11 protein-coding genes and 1 tRNA gene are annotated in these 12,315 nt (G+C 68.5%); 4 read left to right on the top strand and 8 right to left on the bottom strand.

Annotated elements, in window-relative coordinates; translation table 11 throughout:
• Positions 1–22: 22 nt before the first annotated feature.
• Complete coding sequence (locus Q7S93_RS16005; protein ID WP_304715000.1) at positions 23–898, top strand: PfkB family carbohydrate kinase; 876 nt, start codon at positions 23–25, stop codon at positions 896–898.
• Here the strand turns inward: Q7S93_RS16005 and phnE (Q7S93_RS16000) are convergent.
• The 5 genes from phnE (Q7S93_RS16000) to Q7S93_RS15980 form a co-directional block, all read right to left on the bottom strand.
• A complete protein-coding gene (gene phnE / locus Q7S93_RS16000; RefSeq protein WP_304714998.1) occupies positions 895–1,716 on the bottom strand; it encodes a phosphonate ABC transporter, permease protein PhnE in 822 nt (273 codons plus the stop codon). The genes Q7S93_RS16005 and phnE (Q7S93_RS16000) overlap by 4 nt on opposite strands.
• Positions 1,716–2,603 carry a phosphonate ABC transporter, permease protein PhnE gene (gene phnE, locus Q7S93_RS15995; protein ID WP_304714996.1) on the bottom strand — a complete coding sequence of 296 codons (888 nt, stop codon included), beginning with the start codon at positions 2,601–2,603 and terminating at the stop codon, positions 1,716–1,718. The genes phnE (Q7S93_RS16000) and phnE (Q7S93_RS15995) overlap by 1 nt, the downstream gene beginning before the upstream one ends.
• Positions 2,600–3,454, bottom strand: a complete 855-nt coding sequence (locus Q7S93_RS15990) for a PhnD/SsuA/transferrin family substrate-binding protein (RefSeq protein WP_304714993.1) — start codon at positions 3,452–3,454, stop codon at positions 2,600–2,602. Before Q7S93_RS15990 ends, phnE (Q7S93_RS15995) begins: the two co-directional genes overlap by 4 nt.
• On the bottom strand, positions 3,451–4,398 hold the full coding sequence (gene phnD, locus Q7S93_RS15985) for a phosphate/phosphite/phosphonate ABC transporter substrate-binding protein (protein ID WP_304714991.1): 948 nt from the start codon (positions 4,396–4,398) through the stop codon (positions 3,451–3,453). The genes Q7S93_RS15990 and phnD overlap by 4 nt, the downstream gene beginning before the upstream one ends.
• A 141-nt stretch (positions 4,399–4,539) precedes the next feature.
• Positions 4,540–5,511 (bottom strand): sensor histidine kinase, encoded by a 972-nt coding sequence (locus tag Q7S93_RS15980; RefSeq protein ID WP_304714990.1) that lies wholly within the window; start codon positions 5,509–5,511, stop codon positions 4,540–4,542.
• Between the two features lie 323 nt (positions 5,512–5,834).
• Between Q7S93_RS15980 and Q7S93_RS15975 the strand changes: the two genes are divergently transcribed.
• Positions 5,835–5,910, top strand: a tRNA-Asn gene (locus tag Q7S93_RS15975).
• Between the two features lie 87 nt (positions 5,911–5,997).
• Here Q7S93_RS15975 and Q7S93_RS15970 read toward each other — a convergent pair.
• Both Q7S93_RS15970 and Q7S93_RS15965 read right to left on the bottom strand, forming a co-directional pair.
• The gene (locus Q7S93_RS15970) at positions 5,998–6,825 is read right to left on the bottom strand and encodes an aldo/keto reductase (RefSeq protein ID WP_304714988.1); all 828 of its coding nucleotides are present in this window, start codon (positions 6,823–6,825) and stop codon (positions 5,998–6,000) included.
• Positions 6,825–7,265 carry a VOC family protein gene (locus Q7S93_RS15965; protein WP_304714987.1) on the bottom strand — a complete coding sequence of 147 codons (441 nt, stop codon included), beginning with the start codon at positions 7,263–7,265 and terminating at the stop codon, positions 6,825–6,827. Before Q7S93_RS15965 ends, Q7S93_RS15970 begins: the two co-directional genes overlap by 1 nt.
• Positions 7,266–7,498: 233 nt before the next feature.
• Here Q7S93_RS15965 and Q7S93_RS15960 point away from each other — a divergent pair, with 233 nt between their 5' ends.
• Both Q7S93_RS15960 and Q7S93_RS15955 read left to right on the top strand, forming a co-directional pair.
• Complete coding sequence (locus tag Q7S93_RS15960) at positions 7,499–8,563, top strand: efflux RND transporter periplasmic adaptor subunit (RefSeq protein ID WP_304714986.1); 1,065 nt, start codon at positions 7,499–7,501, stop codon at positions 8,561–8,563.
• A 27-nt stretch (positions 8,564–8,590) separates the two neighbouring features.
• Positions 8,591–11,824, top strand: a complete 3,234-nt coding sequence (locus Q7S93_RS15955) for an efflux RND transporter permease subunit (RefSeq protein WP_304714985.1) — start codon at positions 8,591–8,593, stop codon at positions 11,822–11,824.
• A gap of 2 nt (positions 11,825–11,826) precedes the next feature.
• Here Q7S93_RS15955 and Q7S93_RS15950 read toward each other — a convergent pair.
• Positions 11,827–12,315: ATP-binding cassette domain-containing protein (locus tag Q7S93_RS15950; protein WP_304714983.1), on the bottom strand; the 489-nt coding region annotated here is incomplete at its 5' end.

Here is a 12,315-nt window from a genome sequence, read left to right as displayed (position 1 = left end):
TGTGGCCTGCGGAGGCGACAACATGGCGGACTTCCTGGTGATCGGCGCCCTGGCCCTGGACCGTCCGGTCTGGCTGGAGAACGCCCTCGAACGCGGCGGCCGCGTGGCCGGGCGCAGCCTGGAGGCCAGCCTCGGCCCTCGCCTCGGCGGCGGAGGCGCCAATGCCGGCGTGGCCCTCATGAAGGCGGGCCACACGGTCAGGCTGGCGAGTCTTGTCGCCTCCGACGCCGGCGGCGACCAGGCGATCGCCCTGGCCAGGGCCGCCGGTCTCGATGTCGCCCTGGTGGGACGCCGACCGGGGGAAAGTCGCACCACCCTGATTCTGATTGAGCCGGATGGCGAGCGCCTGGTGCTCGGTCTGGACCTCGACCGCGCCCGGCTTGTTCTGCCGCCCCTCCCCGCGCCGGCCGATCACCCCGGCGTTCGGCCTGATGGGGTCTATGTGCGCGCCGCCTTCCCGGGCGCCGACGCCTGGGCCGCCCACAGCCGTGGGCCGGTGGTGGTCCACTGGCCGGCGCCGAACTATGCCGGGCCCGCCGATGTGGTGGTCTGTTCGGCCGACGATCTTGAGCCGGGCGTCCTGGCCGCCCCGTTCGAGGCCGCCCGGGCTGTCTTCGGCCCACGGCTATCTGCCATCGTCGTCACCCATGGCGCGGCCGGGGCGAGCGCCTACAGCGCCGGGTCCCCGACCACCGTGCGGCCGCCGCCAGTCCATGTGGTCGACGCCACCGGCGCAGGCGATGTCTTCGCCGCCGGCCTGCTGGAAGCCCTCAGCGCCGGCGCCAGCATGACCCAGGCGCTCGACCAGGCCTGCGCTTGGGGGGCGGTCACCGTGGGTCTGGCGAGTTCCGCGCCCGTGGACGCCGCCCCGGGCGCCTACCGCCCCTTTACCCTCTAGGCGAGGCGGTTGCGGAACCAGCGGGACAGGGTGTCGAGGCAGGCTACGGCGATCATGTAGAGCAGGATGATGAAGGCCACTTCGTCGAAGGCGAAGATGCGGATCCGCTCGTCCAGCTCGAAGCCGATGCCGCCGGCCCCGACGATGCCCAGCACCCCGGCGTTGCGGAAATTGCCTTCCAGGAAGAACAGGGTCTGGCTGGTCGCCACCGGCGCGAACTGCGGCGCCAGGCCAAACCGCATCACCGCCAGGGGCGAGGCGCCGGCCGAGCGCACCCCTTCCAGGGGCTTGGCGTCGGCGTTCTCCAGGGATTCGGAGAACAGCTTGGCCAGATTGGGGATGTCGGCGAGCGCCAGGGCGATCACGCCGGCGAAGGGACCCAATCCAAAGGCCGAGACCAGGATCAGCGCCCAGACCAGGGCCGGCACCCCGCGGAAGATGTCGAGGAACCGCCGGAAGGCGAAATGCAGGGCGGCGTTGGACACCACCGTCTTGGCGCCGATCACGCCCAGCGGCAGGGCCACCACGGCGGCGATGGCCGTGCCCGCAAAGGCCATGGCGAAGGTCTCGGCCAGGGCCCTGAGGATGCGCTCCGACTGGCCGCCGGACGAGGGCGGGAACATCTCGCCCAGGAAGCGGCCGAGCTTGCCGAAGCCGGTCATCAGGGCGCCGGGCGCCAGTTGCAGATCGACAGCCATGCCGACCAGCGCGGCCAGGGCCAGGAGCAGCAGGACGGCGTCTCGCGCCCGCCGCGTCCAGGGGGCGCGAAGGGCGTCCGGCGCGATGGCCAGGGCCTGATCATAGGCGGGACGGGTCATCAGGCCTTCTCCAGACCGATCAGACGGTGGCGAACATGCTCGGAGAAGAGGTCGATCAGGAAGATCATCGCGATGATGATCATCAGGATGGCCAGATAGGTGTCGAACTCGGTGTAGGTGATGGCCCGTTGCAGCTCGAGGCCGATGCCGCCGGCGCCGACAATACCCAGGGCCGCGGCCCCTGCCAGGTTCCCCTCCAGCCGGATCAGGGCGTAGGAGGCGTAGTTGGGCAGCACCTGGGGCATGACCCCGTAGCGGATCTTCTTCAGCGGACCCGCGCCGCTGGCTTGCAGGGCCTCCAGCTGACGGGGGTCGATCTCTTCGTTGATCTCGGCGAACAGCTTGCCCAGGCCCCCCAGGGTCGAGATGGTCAGGGTCAGGACCCCGGCCAGCGGCCCTACCCCAAAGGCGGCCACCAGGATCAGGGCCATGATCAGGTCCGGCAGGGTGCGGATCGCCTCCAGGATACGACGAACCACGAAGCGCACCGGCGCAAACGGCATGAGATTCTGGGCGGTGAGGAACGAGGCCCCCAGCGCCAGGACGGAGCCCAGGGCCGTGGCCAGGATCGCCATCTCCACCGTCTGCCAGGCCGCCCGCAACCAGATCGGCAGGGCGTAGAACCAGGAATGCAGCGAGCCGCGGGTCTGGCGGTCCTCCAGCAGGAGCTCAGGCTGCAGCCCCGGATTCATCCGCTGGAGAAAGTCGGCCATGCGCCCCAGGGGGTCGCCGCCGATGTCTGAGCCGAAGAACTGGCTGCGCTGGAACGAGACCAGCAACAGCGCCGAGAAGATCGCCAGGCCGACCACAGCCTGGGTCCGCTGGCGGATCAACATCCGTCGGCGTTCGCGCTCGAAGGTCTCGACGGTGGTGTTGGTCACGTTCATGACCCGACCGTCGGACCCTGGTGGATCAGCGCCTTGGCCTCGGTGGGCTCGAATTCCTCGGCGTCTGGGCCCGCGGCCCAGGCGAAGGCGGCCGGCGCTTCATTGTGCATGGCCACATGGACGCCGATGAGCCGGAACCGGCGATCGTCGGTCATGTCGGTGCGAACCGACCAGGCCTGGCCGGCCACCGGGCGCTGGCGCCAGACGACCCGAAGATCGGCGCACAGGTCTTCGCCCGGCTGGTCGCCGCGGCACAGCTTCTGCCAGGCGCCGGCGTGCAGAACCATGGCCTGGGCCGCGCCGCTGCGCAGCTGGACTGCAGCGGTCTCATAGTCCTGCGCCACCAACTGATCCCCGAAGAAGGCGTCATCGGCGCCATAGCTGGCCAGGGCGGTCTTGGGGACCTCAAGGCTGGCCTTCATCGGGCCGCCAAACACCAGGCCGGCGCCCGCCAGATCAGCCAGGGTCTGAGCCTGGCCGGTTTTCAGCGTGGAGACCACCACCGGCAGGCGGTTCAGCGCCCCCTTGGCGCGGGTCGTGAGCACGCTGCGCACCTCGTGAGAAACGGGCCCGAAGACCGCGCCGTCCAGCCGCGCCAGGTCGACCTGACCCGCCGCAAGGGCTTGGGCCGCGGCCGCAGAGTCAGCCATCGGGCAGCTCAGCACATCCGTCTGCAGGCGCTCGGCCAGCAGGTCGAAATAGGCCTTCTGGCCCGCCGGGGCGTTGGCCGACAACGGCGCGCAAGGACCGGCGGCCTGGCCAATATCGGCGACCCGCAGGGGCAAGGTCGGGGTCTGGGCCTGGGCGGCGCTGAGCAGAACCGCCGTGGCGGCGAGGATCAGACGTCTCATTGCCGCGCTCCGCTACGGCGGGCGGCGATGTCGTCGGCGCGCAGCTTGATGATGGGGGCATAGTGCTCGCGGGTGACGGCGGTAAAGGCCGCCCCATCGGGCTGGCCGATGTCGCGCCAGACCTCGGGATCGTCATAGGGCAAGGCGGCCATGGCGCCGCGCACGGCGTCGATGAAGGGCTGCGGCCGGTCGGTGCGCACCACGACGGCGCTGTTGGGGATGGGACCGGCGGTCCAGATGATGCGGAAATCGTCCAGGTCCACCACGCCCCGACGGGCCATGGTGAAGTGGGCGCCGGTGGTGAAGCCGTGCTCGGGGTCGCCGCCCCCCATATTGATGATGGTGGCGTCAAACTGGCCATTGTCCAAGGCCATCACCGCCTGGGTGTGACCGCCGGCGAAGCTCGACCGGCCAAAGAAGGTGTCAGGGTCGATTCCCTGCTCGCGCATCATGGCGCGGGGATAGAGGTAGCCAGACGTGGAGTTGAAATCCACATAGCCGAGGGTCTTGCCCTTCAGGTCCTGGATCGACCGGTAGGGGCTGGAGGCCATCACCAGCAGCCCGGAATAATAGCCGATATCCCCTTCGGCCTGGCGGACGGTGAGGATGGGCTGGGCCAGTTCGCCGATCTGGGCGTCCACATTGGCGTAGCCGCCGCCGGCGATGGTGGCGATGTCCACCTGGCCGCTGGAGAGCGCCTGGATGGTGCCGTTATAGTCAGAGGATTCGTAGAGCTTGACCGGCAGGCCGGTGGCCTTGCCGATATAGGTTTTGTAGGCGGTCAGTCGCCGGGTGATCATGGGGTCGTCCTCCGACCCGCGAACGGCCATCCGGACTTCCTTCATCTCTGACTGCCAGCTGCCGTCCGAGGTCTTGGCCTCGCCGCCGCACCCCGCCAGGCCAAGGCCGATCGCCGCCAGGATCGCACCTGATCGTCGCCGCATGGAGAACCTCTACGCTGTCAAATCCCGGCGTCGGGGAGCCCCGCCGTCGGGAGGGAGGTTTCGCACCCGGACGTGAAGCCGCAGTGACACCCCCCGAGTGCGACAGGCCAATGGCCGCCGCACTTGTCGGGTCGCGGTTGTCTAGATTGGGAAGATCAGCCGCACCCGGGCGCCGCGACCGGCCGGGAAGTCCAGGGCGCCGTCGAGCTGGCCCGCCAGGCTTTGCATGATGCCAAACCCCAGGCTGATGCGGCCTTCCAGATTCGGGCCGGCCTCGGGGAAGCCTGGCCCGTCATCGGCAATGACCAGGGCCGCGCGATCGTCGCCGAAAGGCGCCAGATCGAGGGTGATCTGGCCGGCGGCGCGGTCGGCGAAGGCATGCTTGAGGGAATTGGTGACCACCTCGGCCACCAGGAGAGACAAGGTCACCAGCCGGGGGGTGTCGAGATCCACCCCATCGGCCTGCACCGAGCAGGTGACACCCTTGACCCCGGCCGCCTGAACGAGGTCGTCACAGAGCTCGCGCAGGGATGCGTCGACACCAAGCTCCAGGCTGGCGGGATCATAGAGGCGTCGGTGGATCTGGGCCATGGTGACCAGTCGCTCGCGCGCCTCATCCAGAGCCGCCGCGGCTTGCGGATTCTCGATGGTCCGCTTCTTGATCTGCAAAAGGGCGGCGACAAAGGTCATGTTGTTGGCGACCCGGTGCTGTAGTTCCTGGAACATCACCCTTTGACGTTCATACAGCTGGGCGGTCAGGGCCTGCTCTGCGCCGAGGCTGGCCATCGCCCGGCGCATCAGCTCGATCACCGCGATATCCACCGCCACCACGAAGACAAAGAAGACCAGGGTCAGGCCGCTGGACAGCGACAGGCTGAAGCCGATGGGGGGAACGAAGAACCACCAGGCGGCCAGCCCCGAAAGCACGGCGCAAAGAATGCCCGGCCAAAGCCCCGCCAAGAAGGCGGTGAGAATCACCGCGGGGAAAAAGGTCAGATAGGGAAAGCCCGGCGGCAGCACGCCGTTCAGCAGCCAGCGAACATAGAAGGCCAGACCCGCGCTGAGAATCGCCAGGCCGTAAGCGAACATGGCGTTCTGCTGGAAGAACCGCATGACGTCCTAAAAGACCCCCCGCGAGGCGCGGCTCGCATCGCCACCCGGCCTTATTCGCACGGCCGGTATGCTGGCTCTAGGGCCTCGACCAGGGCTTGTCTATCCGGCGCCCGACAGTCCTGACGGGACCCGCGCCCCTTAACCTTCGTTTAACCATAAAAGCCCACCTTCACGACGTCTTCTCTGAAGACACCCCACCATCACCAACCTTCTCAAGCCCGGCTTCGGCCGGGCTCTTTTTTGATCCTGGCTGTGGATAGCGCGCTTCGCGAGACTTGCACCGCCCGCCAGCCCGGCGTATACGCGCCGCCCTACGGTGCTGATCCCCGATAGCTCAGTTGGTAGAGCAGTCGGCTGTTAACCGACTTGTCGCAGGTTCGAGTCCTGCTCGGGGAGCCACCGCACCGCCTAAGCCTTGGATGTCAGAGGCTTCGACCCCAGCGCCAGCAGGCGCATTCAACACCCCTCTCAGTCGCCACCCCCCGCTCAGCCGAAGCTCGCGGGATCGGGACCTATGCGACCCTCTGCACTGTCCAGGCTCGCCATGGCGGACATGTCATCGGCGTCAAGGACGAACCCGAAGACATCGAGGTTCTGGAGAATCCGGGCCGGCGTCACCGACTTCGGAATCACGATCAGGCCAAGCTGGACGTGCCAGCGGATCACCACCTGGGCCGGCGTCACACCGTGCTTGACCGCCAGACCTCCGATGACCGGATCCTCGAGGATCTGGCCCTGCCCCAGCGGGCTCCATGATTCGGTCAGAACGCCGGCTGCGGCGTTGGCGGATCGCAGGCTGGCCTGCTGGAACCTCGGGTGAAGCTCGATCTGGTTCACCGCCGGGGCGACGCCCGTCTCATCGATGATCCTCTGCAGGTGTTCGGGGGCGAAGTTGGACACGCCGATGGACCTGGCCCGCCCCTCCTCCCGCAGCCGGATCAGGGCCTTCCACGACTCCAGGTAGAGCCCCTGCTGTGGGCAGGGCCAATGGATCAGATAGAGGTCCACATGGTCGAAGCCGAGGCGGTCCAGGCTCTTGTCGAAGGCCCGCAGCGCGCGGTCATAGCCCTGGCTCTCGTTCCACAGCTTGGTGGTGACGAACACCTCGTCGCGGGGAAGAGCCGAGGTGCGGACCCCCTCCCCGACGCCGGCCTCGTTGCCATAGACGGCGGCGGTGTCCACCGCCCGGTAGCCGGCCTCCAGCGCCGTGCGCACCACCACGGCGGCGTCATCGGCCGGCGTGCGCCACACCCCAAGCCCCACCTGAGGAAGGGTTCGACCGTCGTTGAGGGTCAGCCTCGCCCCGCCCGCCATCACCACTGCCCCTCATTGGGCATCGACGCCCAGGGCTCGGCCGGCGGCAGAGCCGCGCCGGCCTGCAACAGCTCCACCGAAATGCCGTCGGGCGAGCGGACAAAGGCCATATGGCCATCCCGCGGCGGCCGGTTGATGGTCACACCGCCGTCCTTCAGGCGCTGGCAGGCGGCGTAGATATCGTCCACCGCATAGGCCAGATGACCGAAATTGCGGCCGCCCTGATAGTCCTCGGGATCCCAGTTGAAGGTCAGTTCGACCGTGGGGGCGCGATTGGCCTTGGCCATCTCCTCGTCCCCCGGCGCGCAGAGAAAGACCAGGGTGAAACGCCCCGCAGCGTTTTCCATCCGGGAGACCTCGGTCAGGCCCAGCTTGTTGCAGTAGAAATCCAGCGAGGCGTCGAGATCGCGCACGCGGACCATGGTGTGGAGATATCGCATAGGAGCTCCCTCGGAAGGCTGGTGGGGGCAAGCGCCCCTGGGGTTTGACCGCAATCCTATGCCGTTCGCTGCGGTTCGTCAGGCACAGTCGCAGCGCGAAAGCGATCCTGTCTGCGATTTCATTTGCGTGAGCGCCGGGAGCGCAGCACAACCGGCGCGTGATCCCAGAGAACATGGGCATGCGGGCTAGGACGGGCTGCACACGCCGTCGTTGCAGCCGGGGGAACAGATTTATGCGTCTCAAGGCGTCTCACTATTTCATTCTCGGCGTCTTTGGGGCGCTGGCGCTCTATTTCATCCTCATGACCGTCCTGGGTGGCGGCGACAGCGCCCCGGCCGAAGCCGCCGCCAAGGCTGACGCGGCGCCGCAGGTCCAGGTCGCTCTGATCGAGGAGGTGACCCGGCCCTATCAGGTGAGCCTGCGCGGCCGGACCGAGGCCGCCCGCAGCGTGACGATCCGCTCCGAAACCTCCGGCGTCGTCGCGGCCACACCGACCCGCGAGGGGGCGGTGGCGCCCCGCGGCGCCGTGCTCTGCCGCCTGTCGGTGGACGCCCGCCAGGCCTCGCTCGATCAGGCCAGGGCCGCCCTGCGGTCCCGGGAACTGCAGCGCAAGGCCTCGGCCTCCCTGGCCGAGAAGGGCTATCGCTCCGAGACCCAGGTGCTGCAGGACCAGGCCAATCTGGACGCCGCCGCCGCAGCTGTGCGCCAGGCCGAGATCGCCCTGGAGCAGGTCAATATCCGCGCGCCCTTCGCCGGGGTGTTCGACAACCGCGAGGCCGAGGTCGGCACCTATCTGTCGCCGGGCCAGGCCTGCGGCACCCTCATCGAGCTCGACCCCATCCTGATCGTCGGCGACGTCCCCGAAACCCAGGCTGGCCGGCTGACCGGCGGCGAGCCGGCCACGGCCACCCTGGTCTCGGGCCAGGTTATTTCGGGCCAGGTCCGCTATGTGGCGCGGGAGGCTGATCCGGCGACGCGCACCTATCGCCTGGAGATCATCGCCAGCAATCCCCGCGGCGTCGTGCGCTCGGGCCTTTCCGCCGACATCAAGGTCACCAGCGCCTCTGGTCCGGCGCACCTGGTGCCGCCCTCGGCCCTGGTCCTCGACTCCGAGGGCCGACAGGGGGTGCGCCATGTGGGCGCAGGCGAGGTGGTGGCCTTCGCGCCGGTCCAGGTGCTGGAGGAGAGCGCCGAGGGGGTCTGGGTCCGCGGCCTCACCGGCCAGACCCGCGTCATCACCGTCGGCCAGTCCTATGTCGACCAGGGCCAGAAGGTTCGCGTGGCGATGGCCCAATAGGGCGCGCCGCACAGGAGGCTTGCGACAATGATCGGTCCCTTGATCGACGGCGCCATCAAGCGACGGAAGGTTGTGCTCGGGGTCACGCTGATCGCCGGTATCTTCGGCCTGTTCGCCTATCTGGCCATGCCGCGGGAAGCCAATCCCGACATCGACTTCCCCTTCGTCTCCGTGGTCGTCCCCTATCCGGGGGTCAGCCCCGAAGACTCCGAGCGCCTGCTGGTCAAGCCGCTGGAGGTGGAGCTTCAGTCCATCGAAGGGCTGAAGGAGATGAACTCCGCGGCCCGCCAGAGCATGGCCATCGTCAACCTCGAGTTCGAGGCCGACTTCGACAAGGACACGGCGCTGGCCGAGGTCCGCGCCAAGGTGGACCTGGCCCGCGGGCGTTTCCCCCCCGACGCCGAAGAGCCGATCATCGAGGAGGCCAATTTCAGCGGCGAGCCGATCATCGGCATCGTCCTGTCGGGCGCCGCCCCTGAGCGAGAGCTGTACCGCATCGCCCGCACCCTGCAGGACCGCCTGGAGGCCGCGCCGGGCGTGCTGGAAGTACAGTTGACCGGCGGCCGCGAGGAGATGCTCGAGGTCACCATCGATCCCCTGCGGATGGAGGCCTACAACGTCACCACCGGCGAGCTGGCCCAGGTGATCAGCCGCAACAACCAGCTGGTGCCGGCCGGCAATCTGCGCTCCGGCGGCGGCCAGTTCGCCGTCAAGGTGCCCGGCGTGGTCGAGGAGCCCGCCGACATCCTGAGCCTGCCGATCAAGAAGAACGGCGATCGGGTCATCACCGTCGGCGACATCGGCGAGGTGCGGCGCACCTTCAAGGAGCCCAACTTCATCACCCGCTTCAATGGCGAACCGGCCATGTCGCTGGAGGTGGCCAAGCGCAGCGGGGCCAACATCCTCGATACGGTGGACGCGGTCCGCGCCGTCGTCGCCGAGGAGGAGACCCGCTGGCCGGAGACGATCCGCGTCTCCTACACCTATGACCAGAGCGACTTCATCCATCGCACCCTGGTGGTGCTGGAATCGGGCCTGCTGATCGCCACCATCCTGGTGATGATGATCATCGTCTACAGCCTGGGCATCCGTCAGGGGCTGATGGTGGGCGCTGCGATCCCGGCCTGCTTCATGCTGGCCTTCCTGATGCTCAACGCCTCAGGCGTGACCCTGAACCAGATGGTGATGTTTGGCCTGGTGCTGGCGGTCGGCATCCTTGTGGACGGCGGCATCGTCGTGGTCGAATACGCCGACCGCAAGATGGCCGAGGGCCTTCCGAAGGAGGAAGCCTTCGCAGCCGCCGGCAAGCGGATGTTCTTCCCCGTGCTGAACGGCACCCTGACGACGCTCTGCGCCTTCCTGCCGTTCATGTTCTGGAACTCGATCCCGGGCAAGTTCATGAGCTTCCTGCCCCTGACGCTCATGTACGTGCTCGGCGCCTCGATCTTCGTGGCGCTGATCTTCACCCCGGCGCTCGGCTCGATCTTCGGCCGACAGGCCGCCGTGGACGAAGCCCACCTGGCCGAGATCGAGAAATCCGAGCGGGGCGACCCGCGGCAGATGTCGGGCTTCATGGGCTGGTATGCCCGCACCCTCTGGGCCCTGGGCGCCGCGCCGACCCGGACCTTCGCCGCCACCTTCCTGATCGTGGCCGCCATCGTGGTCTGGTTCGCCATGACCCCGCATCGCACCGAGTTCTTCCTCGAGGAGGATCCGGAATGGGCGCAGGTCTATGTGAAGGCCCGGGGCAACCTCTCGCCTGAGGCCCACGACGTGCTGGTCCGCCAGGTGGAGGCCCGTCTGCTGGACGTGCCCGGCGTCAATTCCATCTACACCCGCTCCGGCGCCACCAGCCCCGGTGGCGGGGGTGGCGGCCCCCCCAATGACACGGTCGGCCGCCTACAGGTGGATCTGGTCGATTTCGAAGAACGGCTCGCCCTGGATCTCCGCGGCGCCGATATTGTGGGTGACATCCGCACCCGCCTGACCGATCTGCCCGGCGTGCAGATCGAGGTGCGTGAACCTCAAGGCGGGCCGCCGACCGGCAAGGACGTGCAGGTCGAACTGCGCGGCCAGAACCCCGAGGCGCTGAACGCCGCCGCCGAGCTGGTCCGCGCGCGGCTGGCGTCGGACCCGCAACTGTTCGAGCTGGAGGACAACCGCACCTCGCCCGGGATCGAGCTGAACCTGGCCGTCGATCGCCAGGCGGCCGGCCGCTACGGGGTCGATGTCCTGTCCGTCGGCCAGGCCATCCAGTTCATCACCACCGGCGTGCTGGTGGGCCGTTTCCGCCCCGATGACGCCGAGGACGAGCTGGATATCCGCGTCCGCTTCCCGCCGGAGGCGCGCAACATGGCCGCCTTCGACGACCTGAAGATCTCCACCGCGCTGGGTCCCGTGCCGGCCAGCTATTTCATCCGCCAGGCGCCCGCCCAGCAGGTGACCACCATCCAGCGGCGGGACGGCGAGCGGCTGGTCATCGTCCAGGCCAACGCCATCGACGGCGTCGCCGCCAACCAGAAGATCGCCGAGCTGCGCCCCTGGCTGGAACAGGCCGATATCGACGATCAGGTGCGCTGGAAGTTCACCGGCGCCGACGAGGAGGGCCAGGAGGCGGCGCAGTTCTTCATGACCGCCATGGCCGTCTCGCTGTTCCTGATGGGGGTGATCCTCCTCTGGCAGTTCAACAGCTTCTATGGGGTCGTGGTCACCCTCTCGGCGGTGGCGCTGTCGACGGTCGGCGTGCTGCTGGGGGTGCAGATCAACTTCCTGGGCACGTTCAACTATGTGTCGGTGATCATGCTGGGCACCGGCATCGTCGCCCTGGCCGGGGTCGTGGTGGGCCACAACATCGTGCTGGTGGACACCTATTACCAGCTGCGGCGCTCGGGATATCCGGCCGATGACGCCGCCGTGCGGGCCGCCACCCAGCGGTTCCGGCCGGTGATCCTGACCACCGTCGTGACCGTGGTCGGCCTGCTGCCCCTGATGTTCCAGCTGCATCCCAATTTCAGGGTCGGCCACATCGAGTATCGGGCGCCGGGGTCGGAGTGGTGGGTCCAGCTGTCGGCGGCCGTGGTCTGGGGGCTGTCCTTCGCCACCCTGCTCACCCTGGTCCTGACCCCGGTGATGCTGGCCGCCCCCAAGGTCTATGGGGAACGCCTGGGCAGGGCTGCAGACTGGGCGCGCCGCAGGCTTGGCATGCGACCTCGGGCCGGCCGCGCCGCCAACGATGAGGCCCTGCCCCGGGCCGCCGAATAGGTTCAGCGCTGGCGGGTCTGACGCCGCCACAGGGCGGCATATTCGCCGGCTGCGGCCAGCAGGCTGTCATGGGTCCCGTGCTCGACGACCCGGCCCCGGCGCAGCACGACGATCAGGTCGGCGTCGACGATGGTCGAGAGCCGGTGCGCGACCACCAGGGTGGTGCGGCCGGTGCGGACCTTGCGCAGGGTCGCCTGGATCGCCTCCTCGGTCCGCCCGTCCAGGGCGCTGGTGGCCTCGTCCAGGATCAGCAGGCGGGGATCGGCCAAGAGGGCGCGGGCGATGCCCACCCGCTGGCGCTCGCCGCCGGACAGCTTCAGCCCCCGCTCGCCCACCATGGTGTCGAGGCCCTCGGGCAGGCCTTCGAGGAAGTCGCCCAGCTCCGCGGCTTCGGCCGCGGCCTGGATGTCGGCGGCGCTCGCCTCGGGCCGGGCGAAGGCGATATTGGCCCGCAGGGTGTCGTTGAACAGGGCCACGTCCTGCGGCACCAG

Source organism: Phenylobacterium sp. (assembly GCF_030646615.1).
In the GTDB taxonomy this organism is placed as follows: domain Bacteria; phylum Pseudomonadota; class Alphaproteobacteria; order Caulobacterales; family Caulobacteraceae; genus Phenylobacterium.
This window is presented reverse-complemented; position numbering and strand designations above follow the sequence as displayed.